Here is a 17,842-nt window from a genome sequence, read left to right on the forward strand (position 1 = left end):
GAAGATTTCCGGCCGGACCGCCGATCGGGCTCGGTGCTTTCGTGTGCACTCGGCTGGGATTAGATGTAGCGAGCCGCCTCGAGGGCGCCCCACGCACGCCCTGCTCAGTCGCAAGACGAATGCGTCTAGCTAGCGTCCACCGCATCAACGGCTTCGTCTAACGAAGCAACTTACCCACGGCCACGAAGTATCGATTCTACACAGTCGTTCGTGAAGAACGTCCCTGAGCACCGTTTTACGCAAGGTGTGATTGCGATAGGTGGCGACAGAGCATCCATAACAGGCCGCATAAAAGTTCGGTGAGCCAGCGGCGGAGCAGGCTGAAGTTGTAGCCGGCGGCGGCGAGCACGGCGTTGGTGCGGTCGCCGTCGCGACCCTTGAGATGGTTACGGCGCATTCGGTGGTCGTCCTTGAGATGGCCGATCACAGGCTCGACGGCGGCGCGACGCCGCATCTCGCGGCGGATGGCTTTGGTGACACGGCGAACCTGGCCACTGATCCAGACCTTGAACCGGTCAGGATAGTTGTGGCCGCGGTAGCCCTTGTCGCCGTGGATGCGGCGCGCTGCAACACCAGTGAGCTTTTCGAGGTCGGCGATGACGGGACCGAGCGTGTGGCCGTCATAGGGATTGCCGTGCAGGGCCTTGGCATGCAATACGAACTGCCCGCCTTTGGGCGCGGTGGCAGGCGTGGCAATCGAGACTTTGCAGCCAAATTCGTAAGGTGCCCGGGCCTTGCCTTTGCCGATGCACTCCACCTCGGGGGCGTGCAACGAGTAGACCTTGGGACCGCGCTGACGCTGCTCTTGATGGCGAACCCGGTGGGCGAGATCGAGCAGCGGACCAAAGCGATCCTCAAGCGCAGGGTCGCCCTCGATCTTGCGTCTGATGTCACGGATGATGCGGCCAAGCCGGGTGCGCAGGAATTTGAGCTCTCGCCGGGCACGCTTGAACTGGTGGGCATGCGTGTAGCGTCCCACCATGATGGCGGCGCGCCTGGCCACGCGCAGATAGCTTTGGCGCAGTTCGACGCTCTCGCGTTTGGCCAAACCGACCAGCTTCTCGATCGCCCGGTGCATGAGCCGTGCATCGCTCGGATGCGCGATCGCCTTCTCCTGTACGGTGGTATCCACAACGAGCCGCTCGAGATCTTTGGTCTCGATTGCCCCAGTTCGATGCGCCACCGAGAGGCTTTCTTGCAACAGCGCGGCGATCTGCTCCTCACCCAGCCGCTGGCGCCAGCGGGTCAGCGACGAGCAATCGAATGGCAAGTCGTGCCGGAACACCACCTCGCCGCAGAAATGCTGAAAATACGGGTTCTCGACCCACCTGTCGCACAGCGCCTCGTCAGAGAGATTGTGCATGTGCTTGAGGATGAATAGTCCGGCTACCAATCGTGTCGGCAACGGTGGCTGCCCCGGCCCGAGGCGACAGACCGAACTGAAGCGTCCCGCCAGGAAGTCCCAATCGATCTCCGCCGCCAGACGCACCAACGGATGGCGAAGGTTGATGATCTTCTCCAGAGATGGACGAAACAGATCGTCCTGACGATCGTCGCGCGGATGGCTCATGGGTTCTCCCCAATAGCGAATCTCGCCGTCAAAGGAATCACGAAGCCGCCCAATCCGGAATCCAAAAACGCAAGAAAACCAGGACCTACCCACGGCATTCTTGCAAAATCGAATACTTGCCCGCGTCAAATCACTGCGACAGATCAATCGCTTCCGAATTCTTCACGGGCGACTACACAGACAAACGGTTTTAATTCTTCGGTGAGCGGCAGTCTGGTCCGATATCGGGTCGATCGATCGGCTTTGGGAGCCGATGATTCTGCTGGTGCAAATTGCGCTTGCTTCGAATATCAACCTTCGCCGCGGGAACGACAGTTTACGCAACGCGGAGCTAAAACGGCTACCTACCAAATTTGGTATGGGACATAAAGACGCGTTTGCATCGTGCGACCGAAAGTCTGTCACGCCAGAGAGATATTGGTGGGGACGAAAAACGTCTTGGCAGGTTTCATGCCCGTTCTTGTAAAACCCCGCGCACTAGGTCTGTTGACCAAATGCGAGCGTCGTCCTCCTGGGGCGAACCTCATAAATTCGGTCTTCGCGATGTTCGACCTCGCCAACCCGCGCGCAGATCGTTTGCAGGGCGAGCAGGACCTTTGCTCATGGCCGCGAAGGAGCTTCCGCCCGCCCCCCTCTCGACATCGGCATAATCAAGCCACAAGCCGAGGTGCTCATCGGCGGACACGCGGCGGCACTTGAGGGACGGCCAGACAACCATGTCCACGTAAATCTAGGCATTCGTCGAACCGTGCCGCGCGCCACCGCCAAGTTAGCGCACGCAGCGCTACAGCTATTGAGCCGCAATGCCGACATTTCGCCGTGAACACCGGACCATACGTTGATGCCGTCATTCGAAAGCTGGATGGGGCGGCTCACTCAATCTGCCTGGCCCGACGCTCCTCCCGCAAGACCTCTTTCCCGAGTTCAAGGCGGCCTCGGTAGTGACCGTCGACATGACTTTCATCAGCAACCTAGCCGCGCAACCGTTTCCCAGCACCGCCATTGCATCCCGCGTCAAGGCTGCCGGTTGCCTGCTCACCTGAAGCGAGGCGTCAATACATGGTCGATGAACTGGATCTGCGAACCTTCACCCCACATCCGCAACGCGACGCTGTGCTCCGCGAAGTGCACGCGCGCCCCTTCACGCGCCTTGTTTCGCCGTTCAGCGTGATCCACTTCGCTTTTCTTGCACAGGGCGAGGCGGCCACAAGCGACCGCTGCCGTTTTATCGATTTTTGCCTCGAGCGCAATCTTACGCCGCCTGAGCAATCGGCGAAACTTCATCAGATTGTCATCGGTCCCGCTACGTTACGCTGGGAGCAGCATTCGGAATTTACAACCTTTACCTGGATCTGGATTAACGCAAATTGTTCTGCCGCAGACCAATTTGACAAAGTTGATGGGACCGTCCGATCGCTGATCCACGCGCTGCGTCAGACCGGACAGTTGCTGGTCGCGATCAGGCTAGAAGTGGAGCGAGACAGCTCGCCGACCAGGCGGGCCGAACAGATTTTTGACAAGAATAGCCTGGCCATGGTTGTCACAAAGAGCGGCACAGGCGTTGCCGCTTCAGACTTCCGCGTAGACGAAAAAGGCTTCACGAAAATACTCGTCTGCGACCTCGGGTTGACATCGCACGATCTCGGAGCGCTGGTGCAGCGGCTTTTGGAAATCGAGACCTACCGTCCATTGGCGCTGCTTGGCCTATCGGCGGCCCTTGAGCTTGCACCATCTGTTGATCGCATCGACCGCCGTCTTGTTGAGGCGCTCGAGAAAATGCAAAGCGGTGAGGGGCTGCAGTTCAACAACCATCTGCTTGCCGAGCTGACGGCGCTGGCCGCATCCTTCGAAAGAGGCGCGACCGGCAGCCTCTTTCGCTTCGGCGCCAGCAGGGCCTATTACGAGCTGGTCCAATCGCGACTATCCATCATTGAAGGCAACGATGTCTCGGGCTATCCAACCTGGTCGTCGTTTCTGGCACGCCGCATGGCGCCGGCGATGCGAACCTGCGCCACTGTGGAGGATCGTCAGGCCACTCTGTCGGTCAAGCTCGCGCGGGCCGCCGACCTGTTGCGAACCCGGGTCGACGTCGAAATCGAACGACAGAATCGTGACCTGTTGCAGGCTATCAACGAGCGCGCGAGACAGCAATTTCGGCTGCAGTGCACGGTCGAAGGATTGTCGGTCGGGGCGATAGGATATTATGTGGTCAGCCTGTTTAGTTATCTTGCCAAGGGCGCGCATGATGTCGGACTGCGAGTAGAGCCCTCGTTCCTGACCGCAGCCTTCGTGCCGATCGCGGTCGGCGTGATCTGGCTGGTGAGTTACAATGTCCGAAAGCGACACCTCAAGCACAATGACGAGCCCTCGGTTACTTGCGACTAAAGCTCCTTGAGGGAATCGGTGCCTCCGTCCTGCGAAGCTCGCATGGTGGGGGGCGACGCTGCCGCAAGATCGCGGCCGGCTCCTGCGCAAGGTAATGCAGCCGGCGAGGCATTGTGGATCGGGTCAGTCGCCGTTGCGACGGCTGAGACGGGGCCAGATCAGGCTGAAGCCCTCACCTTCCTCATCCAGTGTGGAGATCGGGGCCGCCTGGTCGAAGCGCTCCAACGAGGGCCGCGATTATCTAGGTCTGAAGCTCGACGATCCGAGCTTCACGACACTCAGCGACCCGATCGTCACGAATCCAGTTGCGCGATTTTTATTAGCGCCGAGCGTGCGCTCAAAGGGCTCGTGCAATCGGCATTTGATCCTTTGTGATCTTCAAGTGGGCGCCTGCCGTTTGAAATCACCTAGCGCAATCAGTTTCAGAAAAGTCCCGTGTTCTTCTCCATTTCGGCTGCCACTCCATCGTGTGTTGCTTTTGAGCATCCGGGGTCACAATCGCCACTCACTCCCAAGCCTTGGCTGTCTTCCGTTTGGCGGCGCTTTGGCACGCAACTATTTCCACGCAAACATAAACGTTGCGCATTGGATCTGCCCTCGCAAATGTCGGGTATGGAGAGACTGTCGGAATCTCAGATTGTCAAATCGGCAAGTTGACGCGACAAATACTTCCGAAGACCTCGCAAAGCGTACGAGTTCAATTCGGCACGCGGCTTGCTTATTCGGGAAATCATCACCAATCGTAGTGCGGTGATCTTGGGGACGGACCCGGCGCGCCCGCGTGTCTGGTCTGCTCCGACGATTGTCGTGCGGCGATACTTGAGGAGGCGGGTCGTGAACTGGCAAGTTCCGGGGCAAACTTTGATGCGATGTAGAATCTTTTTTTGTGGTGCGACAACAATTGCGCTCGTCGCAAGCAGCGCAGCGAAGCCGGCGGATCTTGAGCCACAACTTAAACCGCCACAAGCGGTGTGGAACTGGTCTGGAAGCTATATTGGCGGGCATGCCGGCGGTGGGTACGGCCGGACCTCCTTCAGCAATCCATACGGTCCATCAATCTATGGCGGCATCGTCGATACCCCGGCGTTCCTTGCGGGTGGCCGGATCGGTTACAACTGGCAGAACAACAGCTGGGTGTTTGGCATCGAGCTGGATGCCAGCGGTGCTGTCTCCAACGGCACAAGTACATGCCTCGCCTCTTCGGGCTTCGTTGTGAGCGCAAATTGCAAGGCAGGTCCGAGCCTCTTTGCCACCGGGACCGGTCGCGTCGGTTACGCCTTTGGCGCGCTCGGGCACACGCTGGCCTATCTCAAGGCAGGCCTAGCCTGGCAAAACAATCGGGGCGATGTCGTCAACAACTTTGAAGGCGGCTGGCCACAGGGCAGAACGCATTTCGACGATGGTCGGGTCGGTGGCATTATCGGGCTGGGCGTCGAGCAAGCCCTAACTCCCGCATGGTCGGTGAACGTCGAATATGACTATCTGCATTTTGGCGGGCCGAGTGTCGCGACGGCTGCGACAGTGCAGTTTCCGCCGCTTGCGATTCTGCCGGCGAGCACAACCAGCCTGACCAGTAACTATCACATCGGAAAGATTGGCCTGAACTACCACTTTGGTGCGGATCCAGAGGCCGCACAATGGTCCGATGCGCCGCTGTATGCGAAATCAGCCGGCAGCGTACCACCTATTTTCTACTCGCCCGGCTGGTCCTTCGAAGGCGGCTCGCGGCTCTGGCTGAGCCGGGGACGTTTCCAGTGGGATCACAGCGCAGTTCGGAACGGCTGGCCTGAAGACCCCAGCATACTGGAATCGAGGCTCACTTATCATGGACTGGACGGACTTTCCGGGGAGTTATTCGGCCGTGTTGACAGTCCATGGGGAGTTTTCTTGAAAAGCAATCTTGGTATCGGGCAGTTCAACAAAGGAAAAATAAATAATGAAGATTGGATACCCGAGGACGGACTTTCCTACATCAACAACCTTTCCGGCCAGTCAAACGGGAGGTTTGCCTATTACACGGCTGACGTCGGTTACGACTTCCTGCGCAGCAGCGACTACAAAGTCGGGGGATTTATAGGCTGGACCTATTACGGCCAGAGTTCGGACTCGACCGGATGCATGCAGGGGCTAACCCGCTGTATTCGTGTTTGACGTCGGGTGACAGCAGGATCATCGGCGGAGAGTATACTCAATGGAATGCGCCTCGGATCGGCCTGAGCGCCGAAACCATGCTGACCGAGCGTTGGCGTTTGAACGCCGACGTGGCCTACTTGCCCTGGACCGGCTTCAAGGGACGTGACTATCATCTCTTGCGCGACATGACCACCTTTGATGAACAACGCGGAAATGGTGGTGGCGGCGTCCAGATCGAAGGCGTGTTGTCCTACTCGATCACCAAAAACATCAGCGTCGGCGTCGGTGGCCGCTATTGGGCCATGTGGACCAAAAAGGACAGCGACTCTTTGTGCAGCAGCAGCGGCTGCGTCGGTGCCCCGCGCATTCTTGCGAAGTACAGTATGGAGCGCTGGGGTACATTCTTTCAGGCCTCTTACAAGTTCGACTCAAAGAGTTGATCTTGGCCGGCTCGAGACTACTTCTCGAGCCATCCAGGCCTGCTCATAAGCATCGACGTCGGCGCCAAACAGGACGCCGACGTCGTGGGTAAGGATGGTGAAGCACCTCGGAATCGAGCAGAGCAGCTTGCATGCCAAGAATGAGTGCCAGCCGGTGCGAGCCCCACACGCCTCTCGAGTCCCTCCGGCCCCCGAAAGCCTCAGTGCCGACACGCTTGCACCCACCACCCGGCCTTCCTTGAGGATTTTCCAACATGAGAATAGAAGAATAGAAGAAAGTGTCAGCGCTTTCACTTCGTTATTGGACAATAGTTTCAATGCGCGCGTCCTCAAGTTGAGAAAACGCGGCAGCAATTCAGTTGGCTCGGAATGAGCAAGCTGCGCCACGGAACCGCTTGCTTTTGTGCATTACTGCGCGCGAGAAGGCCCCGATGTCGCGCGCTCCCGCAATCTGTGCCGGCGCGGCATTGAGATGATCCGAAAGTCCGGGATGAGCTAACCCGGCGGGCCCCATCGTCGGGCAGAATGCGACGCGTCAAGTTTGGGGGCAGATCAGCGTAGCAGTCCAGAACTGCTGAGCCTGCCCTGACGACGTGGTCGACCAGCTCTTGCGCCTCGGGCAAGTCCTGCGCGCGCCTGCCCGCTCGACGACAAGTTTCAAGCTCCTCAAGGAGGCTCCCCAATTTTCGCTTTGCTGCGTGACCGCGTTGGCGCCCCACATCCGAAGTCGGTGGCGGGTTCGCAAGCGCCGCGGCTCAATCTTGAGGCGGAGCGCATCCGCTTCACAACGGCGTCGAAGGATTGGCTGCGTTCCTCTGGGACAAGGCCGGGCTCCAGGCTCGAACTGCCTCATCCTGCAGCCCCAACGTGCGATGTGCCAGCTCGGCCAATGCCCGTCATATCGTATCCCCGATATTGATATCCTGGTCACACCTCGTGCACACGCCCCCGTTAGCAGTTGACAAACCTAAGCTCCCGGACCAGTTCATCACAGTCCGTCTTGCAAAGAGCCACGGGCTGGGAACGATATTTGGTACGATCCCTGATCGTAGATCGTCGTCCGTGAAGAACTCTGGATTCAGGCTGGAACGGTTTGAACCGCGGCAGTGAGAGCAGAGAGGATTTGGCGCAGCAATAGGCTGAGCCAACGAATGAGGCGGCGGAAGTTGTAGCCGGCGGCGGCGAGCACGGCGTTGGCAGCGTCGCCCTGGCGGAACCAGAGATAATTGCGGCCCATGCGGTGCTCGGCCTTGAGGTGGCCGATCACGGGTTCGACCGCGGCCCTGCGGCGCAGTTCGCGCTTGATCTTGGGCGTCACGCCTCGCTTCTGGCCGGAGAGGAAGACCCTAAGCTTGTAATCGGGTGGCGCATTGTGGCCGCGGTATCCCTTGTCGGCGAGGAGGCGTGCGATGATGTTGCCAACCAGCGCCTCCATGTCCGGGATCACGGTGGCCAGCGTGTGACCGTCATAGGGGGTTGCCCGGTAGCGCCTTCACATGGGTGACGAACTGGCCACCCTTGGCATGGCCGATCGTGGTGGCAACGGAGACCTTGACGCCGATCTATGGACCACGCCCGCCTTGCAAGAGGAATCGACAAAGGGATGAAGCGGTTTGCGCCAATCTATCCGGCTTCAATTTGGGGCTGTTGCCCCGAGCCATCATGGATATCCGCTCACTTCTGTCCTCAATAACTCGCCGGCCTCAAGAAGGGCCATGGAGTCGAACCAGGCTTCAGAAGTGTCGGTGGAACCGTTTCTCCATTCGTCCTTTCCGTCTCGCAAACCTCGGCGGGTTATTGTGCCTTCTGATCCCGACCTTGGATTTTCCTTTCCGGCCCTGTTTCTTATGCGGTGCGGCCCAGGAGGTTGGCGTCGTAGTCAGGGCCCTTTGCGAGCATGCTCCAGGCCATGCGCGCAAGTTTTGCGGCCAGGGCAACAACCAAGACATTGGAGTGGAGCCGCTTCGACGCTGCCTCTAACCAGGCTGCGAAGCCATGCCGAGGCCAACTCTGACGCTGCAGAAGTACGGCTCTGGCACCTTGAATAAACAGCGTTCGCAGGTACCGATTACCGCGCCTCGATATGCGCCCGAGAATGGTTCGATCGCCGGTCGAGATTTGCTTTGGTACCAGACCTAGCCATGCTGCAAAGTCTCGGCCTTTATGGAAGGCATCACCGGTTCCGATGGCGGCGACCATCGCGCTTGAGATGATCGGCCCGACGCCGGGCGCACTCATTAGGCGGCGACAGTGTGGATCTTGATCAGCGAGTTCGTCGATTTCTTTCGTCATTGACGCGACCCGTCGGTCGAGATAGCGCCAGTCCTCGGCCAAGTCCTGAATGAGCTGGATCACGCGAGGCGATAAGTTGTCGTTTGGCGCTGAGAGAATCTGAGGAAGTGCCAGTCGGAGTGCTGCCGCTCCCTGCCGCACTGGTAGCCCTCGCTCAAGCAAAAAGCCCCGGATTTGATTGATGACCGCCGTTCTCTGCGTCACCAATCGACTGCGAACTCTGTGTAGTGCCTGTAAATCAAGTTGTTCGGCTGACTTCACTGGAACGAACCGCATTGTCGGCCGCTGAGCGGCCTCGGCGATCGCTTCAGCATCCCGAAAGTCATTCTTGTGACCCTTGAGGTATGGTTTGACGTACTGCGCCGGCAAGAGCCGTACTTGATGGCCTAATTTCTCGAGCCTGCGCCCCAGATGATGTGCGCCTGCACACGCCTCCATTCCGATCAGACAACGCGGAATATTGCCCAGCGACTGGTCAAGCTGATTTCTCGACCGCTTCTTGCGTAGCGTAATTGCGCCTGTGGCATCGAGACCGACGACGTGGAATGTGTTCTTCCCGAGATCGATGCCGATTGTGACAAGGTTCGTATTCGACATGGCTTGCGCTCCTGCTGCTGCCCCCCGCCGGGCTGCACGTTGCCGCTGAGAGCGGGCGTGGTCCATGCCATTAACTCGTATGGCCGATGCGCCTTGCCTTTGCCGATGCATTCGACCTCCGGCGCGTGCAAGGAATAGACCTTCGGTCCGCGCTGATGCTGCTTCTGCTCGCGCACGCGCCGCGCCAGCGCCAGCAGCTTGGCGAACGCCGCTTCGAGCCCACTGTCACCGTCGATCTTGCGGCCAATGTCGCGGATCACGCGGCCCAGATAGGTCCGCAGCGTCTTGAGCGCCCGATTGGCGCGCTTGAACTGCTTGGCGTGAGCATAGCGCTGATGCTGGATCAGGGCGAACTTGCCCAGGCGCGCATAGGATTGACGCAAAGTTACCCCGTGAAGCTGCGCCAGCCGCACCAGTTTTGCGCGCGCCCGGTTCAGAAGCTTCGCATCAGTAGGGAATGTCACGTTCTTGGGCTGAACCGTGGTGTCGACGATCACTCGCGACAGTTCGGACGGCTTGATCGCCTTGGCCTTCGTGGCGACCGACAGGCTCTCCTGGATCAGCGCTGTCAGCCGTTCTTCGCCCATCCGGTTGCGCCAGCGCGTCAGCGATGAGCGATCGAACGCCAGCCGGTGCTGGAAGAACTCCTCGCCGCAGAAGTATTGGTAGTAGGGGTTCTCGACCCACCGCTCGCACAACACCTCGTCGGAGAGGTCGTAGGTGTGCTTGAGGATCGCCAGTCCCGCCATCAAGCGCGTCGGCAGCGGCGGCCGGCCGGGATCATCGGTGTAAACCTCGCCGAACCGCTCTTCCAGGAACCTCCAATCCACCGTCCGCCCCAGCGCCACCAGCGGATGTTTCATGTCGATGATCTGATCAAGCCGAGAGCGGAAAAGATCCTGCTCTCCCGTCTCGCCCCGCTCCCGTGGTCGCATCTCGCCCCCTCGCCAAAGCAGTCCGAGACGAGTGAATCACAAATCAAGTTTGCAAGGAATCCCGCTCCAAAGGCCCACTTTCCGGCAAATCCGGTTACGGCAAAACACCGCTTCTGGATTCCAAATCAACGGCTTGGGAGTTCTTCACGGACGACTAGATCAGCGCTACGAATCGTACCGCCAGCGGGTCGGCGATTGTCGAGAAGTTCGATGGCTTGTTCCAAGTCTCTACCGAGGTGGCGGAGAATTAACCCTCGACTTGGCCTGTACAGGTGCAATTCAGTTTTCGCGACTCGGCCACTGCCCTTAGTCATGTGGCGCACGGCGCCCGCTTAGACTAGCATGCCGACCTACGCGCCCGCGAGTCGATCCGCTGATGCGCTTGGCAACGCTGTTGAGGCTTAGGCTTTAGGCTCGAATAGCCAACTCGAGTAACCGCGGGTTCATTCGCTTATCTGATGCGGAGACCCGTAGACCAAAGCGAGCCAGGCTATCCCGCTGACGCGACCATTTTCCAAGCCTCCCCCAGCGAAATGATGGTGCTTATGCACCGTTCAGGGATGAATTGCGTGCTCTCGATGTGGTTTACGGAAGAACTGTTGAGCGTTCCCGCGCATGATCCTTTCTATCAGACCACGAGTCTCTTCAAGCGCAACCCACCCTTCGGCAACCAATTGCGAGAGTGCCATCGCGATTCCACGACGCGCTACAAACGCATGGCCGTAAATTGGCTCGACAGCGACATAGTCGCCCCCAAAGGTGAAGATCTTGTTCGACGGGACCGCCACCAGAAACTCCTTCAGAAAGCGAACGCCCGCCACCGGATTGATAATCCACGCCCAGCACATGTCGATCGCGGCATTCGGGTAATGTTTGGCCAGCGCGATAAACTCGTGCTCATATGGGTAGCCGATATGCATGAGAACAAAACGGGTTTCGGGAAAGTCCTGCAACAGACGGCATACGTCTACGGCATTGCTGTGGGTACGGCCGAGTTGCATCACGCCATAGCCGGCCAAAACGCCGGTGTGCAGTTTGACCGGAAGGCCGCACTCGCCAGCTTTGTCGACACAATAGCGGAACAGATAATCTTGTAGCGCCTTGAGGTCCTCGGGACCCAGGGCGTGTAACGCGCCGACTCTGTCGGCGTGATGAGGAAATAGCCTTGACGCATGCGCCTTGGTGACCGGCTCGAAATTGAGAGCGCGGGAATAGGCAATCTGCGATTTTACGGCGACGGCTTTGGGACCGTATGTTGCGAAGTAGAAGTCGATGACGTCGAGCCACTCATCGAGCGTCGCGGGTCGCCTGCCCGTCTCTGCCTCCACCCACGCAAAATCAGCAGCGCTACACCGGCAGAGTTGAAGGATGCTTATATCGTGATCGAGTAGCCCTGGCTGTTCGGTCTCCATAAAAATGCGCTGTAGCGAATTGACATGGCAGCCCTCGATGTTCGCCAGGCCAAAAATGCGGGCATAAAACCCCGGCTGCACCGTTTTTCGGTATTTCTCAGCGATGCGCGGCAGGCTCTCGGCCGTCAAATCATCTTCACCGTAAACGCCGCGAAACGTATGGCGCAGGGCCTGGGCGTAGCCGGTGTGGCGGATGCGCTCCCAATAGGGGGCGATCAATCGATATTTTTCCTGGCTTGGAAGATCCGGCCCGAGGAACCTGCGCAAATCGCCCCCCGGAAGGCCGGCAACGACCAGATCCTCGGCCGTATAGGACCTGAATAAATAAGCCCAGTCGTTGCATGGCAATGTTCGTGGATGGATCGCTCCAGCAAGGCGTTGACTTTCCTCAATCAGATGTTCGTGGGTGTCCACAAACGGCGTTTCCTCCACCCACTGCGCAATCTTTCGATCGGATTCCGTCATTGCCTCCCAGCCAATAGCAGCGCTACTCATTTTGGACTCCTTTCAGGTAAGGACAGTCGCTTGCATCCGCATTCGCGATCACCGCTGCGTTAACCATGATGTATGTCTAACGTTTGCCAACGGCGCATTTCGCGACCGCACTCCGATTAGATCAATTTTTGACGACGTCACTCGGATGGGCAACGCGCTCCTTAAGAGCCTCCGTCATTGGAAAGTTGAGGTTGATGTTCTTCGGTGGGATCGCAGCCATGAACCATTTGTCGTAGATCTTCGCGAACTCGCCGGAAGCCATGAGCTTGGAGAGAACGTCGTCGACCATTTTTTTGAAGTCGGGGTCATCCTTCGAGAACATCAGGCCATAATAGTAGATCGTGCCATAATTGGCTCTTAAGAAAGTTAGGTCTGCGGGGTTCGAATAATCCGCCTTCATACCGGCCAAGAGAATGTCCGCCTCCACCCACGCCGATGCCCGCCCGGTGGCCAGCAGCAGCAGGGATTCAGCATGGTCTTTGGCTTGCGCGATCGTAAGATTGAGACCTTCATCCTGCGAGATACCTTTGGCGATACCAAGCGCATCCGACCCCTGTGTGACAACGATAGTCTTGCCCTTTAGATCTTTCGGCGTCTTGAACCCGCTCGACACCTTTGCGAGCCAAGCCGTTTGGCTAGCGAAGGTCGAAACGCTGAATGAGACCTGTTCCAGACGCTGCTTGCTGCTGGCAGTGCCGCCGCACTCGATATCGATCGTACCGTTCTGTATCAGCGGGATGCGGTTCGACGAATTGACCGGCGTGAGCTTGACATGAAGGTCTGGAGTGCTGAGATCAGCTTTCAGCCGATCGACGATATGCGCACACAGGTCCAGGGAAAAACCGACTGGCTTCTGGTCGCCGCCGAGATAGGAAAAGGGGATCGAAGCTTCGCGGTAGCCAATGGTGATCGCCTTTTTCGACTTGATGTTGTCGAGCGTCGGACCGGCCTGAGCAGTGGAGACTGAAAGCATGGCGATAGCAGTTGCGGAGAGCAGTGCAAGCATTCTGAGCATGGAGATGTCTCGGTTCGGATAAAACGCGGCTAATGAATGATCTGGTTGAGGAAGGTCTTGGCCCGTTCCGTGTTCGGTGCTTGGAAGAAGGTGCTGGGATCACCCTCTTCCACGATCGAGCCGCGATCCATGAAGACCACACGATCTGCCACTTCGCGCGCAAAACCCATTTCGTGTGTGACGCAGACCATCGTCATCCCGTCCTGCGCGAGCTCAACCATGGTGTCGAGCACCTCCTTGACCATTTCCGGGTCGAGAGCGGAAGTCGACTCGTCAAACAGCATGATCTTGGGCTGCATGCACAGGGCGCGAGCTATCGCAACACGCTGCTGCTGGCCGCCCGACAATTGGGCGGGATACTTCTTGGCCTGATCGTGAATGCGAACTTTCCTCAGCAACATCATCGCCCGACCATGCGCCTCAGCTCGGGGTAGCCCCCTCACTTTCATCGGAGCCAACATGCAGTTTTCGATCACCGAGAGATGTGGAAACAGGTTGAAGGTTTGAAAGACCATACCCACTTCGCAGCGGACGCTGTTGATATCGCCAATCCGATCTGTCAGCTCGGTCCCGTCGACGACTATGCGGCCTGAATCATGCTTTTCGATCTGATTGATACAGCGGATCAAGGTCGACTTCCCCGAACCCGACGGCCCGCAGAGTACGATCTTTTCTCCTTTTGCAATGTTGAGATTGATATCACTCAGGGCATTGAAGCTGCCGTATCGCTTGACGAGTTGCTCGACGACAACCATCGGGAATTGGTCGGCTGGGCTAACCGTGCGCTCTTGCTGCATGCTGGTCTCCAGGTTGAAGCCGCCAGGGAATGACGGGCTATCAGATCATCGATGACTATCGGTGGGCGCCCGCGATCGCGTACTTCTTGCGAAGTGAGGCGACGAATTGGGACGCGGCGGAACTTATGATGAGATAAGCAACGGCTACTGCGAGGTACATCTCGACGAGGCGACCATTGAGCTGTGCAAGCTTCGAAGCCGCACCAAGCAGATCGGTGAGGGACAGCACGTACACGAGCGACGTATCCTGAAACAGAATGATGGTCTGGCTCAGGATGATGGGGCTGGCCACCCGAAACACCTGCGGCAGGATGATGTGGCGATACGTATCGAATGTCGACAAGGCGAGAGCCTGGCAGGCCTCGAACTGTCCCTTGTTCACCGCGCGCAACCGACGCGGATGATTTCCGAATAGTAGGCCGCCTCGAACAAGCCGAACGTGATGAACGCCGTATAGGTGGCACCGACCGGAATCGGACGACCATTGCCTGACAGGTGGCCCAAAACGACGGGCACCAAGAAGAAAAACCAGAACAGGACGAGAATGAGCGGAATCGATCGCATCATGGCAACATAGCCACGGACGAGCTGGCTTAGAATGCGGAGTTCAAAATGCTGCACGAGAGCGAAGAGCGTTCCGAGAAACGTCCCAATCAGGAAGGCAGTTGCCGTCAAGGAGAGGGAGAATAGCAATCCTGACCATAAATAGGGCCATGCCTGCGCGATGATCGAGAAATCGAGGCTGTTCATTTCACGACCTCCATACTGCCAGGCAAGGAGCTTTCCAGCTGCACATCGTCAAAATCTGACTCGACGGCTTCCTTGCCTGGTGCGGTACCTGGAATGCGCACCGCTCTGTCGATGAGCATCATCGTCTGGTAGGCGATCAGAGCCAAAGCAAGATAGATGAGTGTGGCGACACCGAATGCAGTGAAGGTTTGGAACGTAGCGTCGCTGATTTGGCGCGCCTGGGCGGTCAACTCCATCAAGCCGATGGTCAGAGCCACGGACGTGTTCTTATAGATGCCCATCACCTCGCTTGTCAGGCTTGGCACGATGAGGCGCAGAGCCTGGGGCAGGATGATATGGCGATAGGTCAGATATCCGCTCAGGCCAAGTGCGGCAGCCGCTTCGGCTTGCCCCTTAGGCAAGGCTTCGATACCTGCGCGAACCTGTTCTGCGATGCGCGCTGCGGTGTATAGGCTCAGACACCACAGCGCCGGAAAGAAAGATCCCCAAGGCGGAGGAATCTGCTTGATCCAGTCGCCTATCGCACTCGGAAGAAGCTCGGGCAGGACGAAGTACCAGAGAAACATCTGCACGAGGATGGGGATGTTCCGGAAGATCTCGACATAGAATCGGGCAAATGCCCCGAAAACGGGGTGCCGCACTGTTCGCCCGATGCCGACCGCGACTCCGACCGCGAACGCTATCCACCAGCCGAAGAAGGCAAGCGCCAACGTCCAACCAAGGCCCGAAAGAAGCCAGTCGATGTACCGCTGGCCATCCATTGTATTTTCAAGAAGAACTCCGAACATCGCGAGCCTCCCGATTGCAGGTGTTTTTCCCAAACCGCTCCCATGCCAAATCCTAAGCGGCCCTGAATGACCTTTTAGACTGCCGCTCACGGATAAGATGCACCAGACGATCCACATCGTCGACTGTGTTGAACATGCCGAACGAAACGCGAATGCCATCGCGTTCGGGGGAAACACGCACGCCGTTCTCTTCGAAGTAGCCGAGCCATTCTGTCGCGGGCAGGCCAACGACGTAGATGTGAGGCGAGCGATGCTGACGCTGACGTGGACCGACGAGACTGAGGTCGAGTTCGTCCAGTTGGGCGATGAGATGATCACCGAGGTCGAAACAATGGTTCTGAATGTTGGTCACGCCAATCTGCTCGATCATATCGAGCGAGGCGCCGAGCGCGTGAATCGCAGGAAGGTTGAAGTTTCCCAGTTCGAAACGTCGCGCGCTCGGAGATGGTGACACGCAATCGGCACGCGCGATAAGGTCGTCAGGAACCTCGGCCAAGCTGGCAGCGGCAAGGTAGGCAGGCTCCAACTCCTGCAGCTTCTTATCCCAATACAGCAATCCAAGCCCTTGAGGCACGAGCAATCCCTTGTGACTGCCGGAGCCGACGAAGCTTGCCTGAATGGCTTTCGCGTCTATCGGAACGACCCCGATCGCCTGCATGACGTCGAGGACGAAATACAGCTTCTTATCCGCGCAAAGAGCGCCGATGCTCTCGATGTCGAAGCGATGTCCGGCGTGGAAGGTGACGTGCGAGAGCGAGATCGCGCGAGTCTTTTCATCGACGTGGGGAAGAAATGTTTCCGCGTTTACGACATCCGTCATCGGAAGGAAGTCGATTTGGACGCCCTTCTTTTTCAGATTGAGGAAGGCGTAGGCGTTATTTGGGTGATCACCGTGGATCATCAAAACGTTGTCGCCGGCTCGCAGAGGCAACGCATTCGCCGCGATGTTCATGCTTTCCGATGTGTTCTTCGTGAAGGCAATTTCGTCGGACGCCACTCCAAGGAAACGGGCGACTTTGGCACGCGTTTGCTCAACCCGATCGAGCCATACGCTTTTCGGTCCGGCTGTCTCCATGCTTTCACGGAGGAAGGTCTCGATCGCTATCATGACAGGACGCGCCAACGGCGTCTGGAAACCGGAGTCGAGGTAGACCATCCGTTTGGCCGCCGGGAACTCCTTGCGCACAGCTTCCACGTCGTAATGACGAGACATTCCCATCTCCATCCTTGGTCACGTCGCCCCGCACTGTCGGATTTGGGCCTAACGGCAATCCCAACACCTGTGCGCCGCACAAACTCTGGTCATGAGACGACAGCGCCAACGATATGGGCAAAGGGCCAGGCGTCCAAGTTATTTTACAAATTATAGTATTATTTATTCCGGAAAATGATAATATGCGACTACGGAGGTAAGCATGGAAGAGCAAGAAAGAACGGCTGGACCGCTCGACCGGGCATTCGCCGTTGTCGGTTACGTCGCTAGTCAGACGAGGGCTCCCTCGGTCGCGGAGATCGCGAAGGCGCTCTCGTTACCCGTTCCGACAGCCCACCGGCTTGTTGGAAACTTGGAAGAACGCGGCCTTCTGCAGAAGGCGCTTGGATCAAAGCGCTACGTAGTGGGCAATCAGTTGGTCACCCTGTCTGCCAAAGTCATCGGCGCGGCTTTTCGCACAGCCCGGCGACATGCGGTGCTGCGCGCAGTCGCTAGCGAGATCGGCGAACAGTGCGAAATTGGCGTCGTGCGCGACAATGTTGTCGCTTACGTCGACAGCGTACGGGTGTCTCAGCCGCAGGGACTTCAATTCAATCCCGGCGAGGCTGCTCCACTTCATTGCACCTCGACTGGCAAGATCTACATGAGTCGGTTACCCGAGAGGGCGCGCGAGAAGTTATGCCGCTCGCTCGCTTTGACGCGGTACACCGACAACACCATCGTGGATCTCGAAACCCTCCTGAAGCTTCTCGAGGAAACCCGCCGTCGCGGATGGGCCAAAACCAATGAGGAATACGTGAAGGGCGTCGTCGGCTGCGCGGTCCCCATCGTTTCCCCGGACCGGGAACTGATCGCCTGCCTTGGCGTATCGGTGCCCGTAGCACGAGTGAGCTTCACAGAGCTGGATCGCTTCATTCCTCCGCTTCAAAGAGCCGCCGCGCTCCTGTCGCAAACCATCCTTCAGACGGACAGTGAAGACGACACATTGGAGGATACTTGATGATCCTCAGCGCCAGCCTG

Annotated in this window: 11 protein-coding genes and 4 pseudogenes; 5 read left to right on the forward strand and 10 right to left on the reverse strand. The window is 58.1% G+C overall.

The window, feature by feature from the left end; genetic code table 11:
• Window positions 1-235 precede the first annotated feature (235 nt).
• Window positions 236-1,570, reverse strand: a complete 1,335-nt coding sequence (locus QA642_RS38560) for an IS5 family transposase (protein ID WP_283081572.1) — start codon at window positions 1,568-1,570, stop codon at window positions 236-238.
• A gap of 1,059 nt (window positions 1,571-2,629) precedes the next feature.
• Between QA642_RS38560 and QA642_RS38565 the strand changes: the two genes are divergently transcribed.
• From QA642_RS38565 to QA642_RS38580, 4 genes and pseudogenes are all read left to right on the forward strand, one after another.
• On the forward strand, window positions 2,630-3,955 hold the full coding sequence (locus QA642_RS38565) for a DUF3422 domain-containing protein (RefSeq protein ID WP_283081573.1): 1,326 nt from the start codon (window positions 2,630-2,632) through the stop codon (window positions 3,953-3,955).
• A gap of 190 nt (window positions 3,956-4,145) precedes the next feature.
• Window positions 4,146-4,229 (forward strand): annotated as a pseudogene (locus tag QA642_RS38570) (DUF736 family protein); the annotation flags it as partial.
• A 560-nt stretch (window positions 4,230-4,789) separates the two neighbouring features.
• Window positions 4,790-6,106, forward strand: a complete 1,317-nt coding sequence (locus QA642_RS38575) for an outer membrane beta-barrel protein (RefSeq protein ID WP_283081574.1) — start codon at window positions 4,790-4,792, stop codon at window positions 6,104-6,106.
• Between the two features lie 77 nt (window positions 6,107-6,183).
• Entirely contained in the window at window positions 6,184-6,528 is a 345-nt protein-coding gene (locus tag QA642_RS38580; protein ID WP_283081575.1) for a hypothetical protein, read from the forward strand.
• A gap of 1,078 nt (window positions 6,529-7,606) precedes the next feature.
• Here QA642_RS38580 and QA642_RS38585 read toward each other — a convergent pair.
• The 9 genes and pseudogenes from QA642_RS38585 to QA642_RS38625 form a co-directional block, all read right to left on the reverse strand.
• Window positions 7,607-8,087: pseudogene (locus QA642_RS38585) on the reverse strand (IS5/IS1182 family transposase); the annotation flags it as partial.
• A gap of 286 nt (window positions 8,088-8,373) precedes the next feature.
• A complete protein-coding gene (locus QA642_RS38590; protein WP_283081576.1) occupies window positions 8,374-9,417 on the reverse strand; it encodes an IS110 family transposase in 1,044 nt (347 codons plus the stop codon).
• Window positions 9,418-9,491: 74 nt separating this feature from the next.
• Window positions 9,492-10,352 (reverse strand): annotated as a pseudogene (locus tag QA642_RS38595) (IS5 family transposase); the annotation flags it as partial.
• A gap of 554 nt (window positions 10,353-10,906) precedes the next feature.
• A complete protein-coding gene (locus tag QA642_RS38600) occupies window positions 10,907-12,259 on the reverse strand; it encodes an amidohydrolase family protein (RefSeq protein WP_283081577.1) in 1,353 nt (450 codons plus the stop codon).
• A 121-nt stretch (window positions 12,260-12,380) separates the two neighbouring features.
• Complete coding sequence (locus tag QA642_RS38605) at window positions 12,381-13,274, reverse strand: amino acid ABC transporter substrate-binding protein (RefSeq protein ID WP_283081578.1); 894 nt, start codon at window positions 13,272-13,274, stop codon at window positions 12,381-12,383.
• A 29-nt stretch (window positions 13,275-13,303) separates the two neighbouring features.
• On the reverse strand, window positions 13,304-14,071 hold the full coding sequence (locus tag QA642_RS38610; RefSeq protein ID WP_283081579.1) for an amino acid ABC transporter ATP-binding protein: 768 nt from the start codon (window positions 14,069-14,071) through the stop codon (window positions 13,304-13,306).
• Window positions 14,072-14,126: 55 nt separating this feature from the next.
• A pseudogene (locus QA642_RS38615) lies at window positions 14,127-14,821 on the reverse strand (amino acid ABC transporter permease).
• The gene (locus QA642_RS38620) at window positions 14,818-15,609 is read right to left on the reverse strand and encodes an amino acid ABC transporter permease (RefSeq protein WP_283081580.1); all 792 of its coding nucleotides are present in this window, start codon (window positions 15,607-15,609) and stop codon (window positions 14,818-14,820) included. Before QA642_RS38620 ends, QA642_RS38615 begins: the two are co-directional and overlap by 4 nt.
• 52 nt (window positions 15,610-15,661) lie before the next feature.
• Window positions 15,662-16,822: an aminotransferase class V-fold PLP-dependent enzyme gene (locus tag QA642_RS38625; protein WP_283081581.1), complete on the reverse strand. Its 1,161-nt coding sequence runs from the start codon at window positions 16,820-16,822 to the stop codon at window positions 15,662-15,664.
• A 202-nt stretch (window positions 16,823-17,024) separates the two neighbouring features.
• Here QA642_RS38625 and QA642_RS38630 point away from each other — a divergent pair, with 202 nt between their 5' ends.
• Complete coding sequence (locus QA642_RS38630; RefSeq protein WP_283081582.1) at window positions 17,025-17,822, forward strand: IclR family transcriptional regulator; 798 nt, start codon at window positions 17,025-17,027, stop codon at window positions 17,820-17,822.
• The last annotated feature ends 20 nt before the right edge of the window (window positions 17,823-17,842 follow it).

Source organism: Bradyrhizobium sp. CB2312, assembly GCF_029714425.1.
In the GTDB taxonomy this organism is placed as follows: domain Bacteria; phylum Pseudomonadota; class Alphaproteobacteria; order Rhizobiales; family Xanthobacteraceae; genus Bradyrhizobium.

Coding starts and splice junctions, on each gene's coding strand:
- QA642_RS38580 (WP_283081575.1), top strand. CDS start 6,184: ATGCTGACCGAGCGTTGGCGTTTGAACGCCGACGTGGCCTACTTGCCC.
- QA642_RS38630 (WP_283081582.1), top strand. CDS start 17,025: ATGGAAGAGCAAGAAAGAACGGCTGGACCGCTCGACCGGGCATTCGCC.
- QA642_RS38565 (WP_283081573.1), top strand. CDS start 2,630: ATGGTCGATGAACTGGATCTGCGAACCTTCACCCCACATCCGCAACGC.
- QA642_RS38620 (WP_283081580.1), bottom strand. CDS start 15,609: ATGTTCGGAGTTCTTCTTGAAAATACAATGGATGGCCAGCGGTACATC.
- QA642_RS38590 (WP_283081576.1), bottom strand. CDS start 9,417: ATGTCGAATACGAACCTTGTCACAATCGGCATCGATCTCGGGAAGAAC.
- QA642_RS38625 (WP_283081581.1), bottom strand. CDS start 16,822: ATGTCTCGTCATTACGACGTGGAAGCTGTGCGCAAGGAGTTCCCGGCG.
- QA642_RS38560 (WP_283081572.1), bottom strand. CDS start 1,570: ATGAGCCATCCGCGCGACGATCGTCAGGACGATCTGTTTCGTCCATCT.
- QA642_RS38610 (WP_283081579.1), bottom strand. CDS start 14,071: ATGCAGCAAGAGCGCACGGTTAGCCCAGCCGACCAATTCCCGATGGTT.
- QA642_RS38605 (WP_283081578.1), bottom strand. CDS start 13,274: ATGCTCAGAATGCTTGCACTGCTCTCCGCAACTGCTATCGCCATGCTT.
- QA642_RS38600 (WP_283081577.1), bottom strand. CDS start 12,259: ATGAGTAGCGCTGCTATTGGCTGGGAGGCAATGACGGAATCCGATCGA.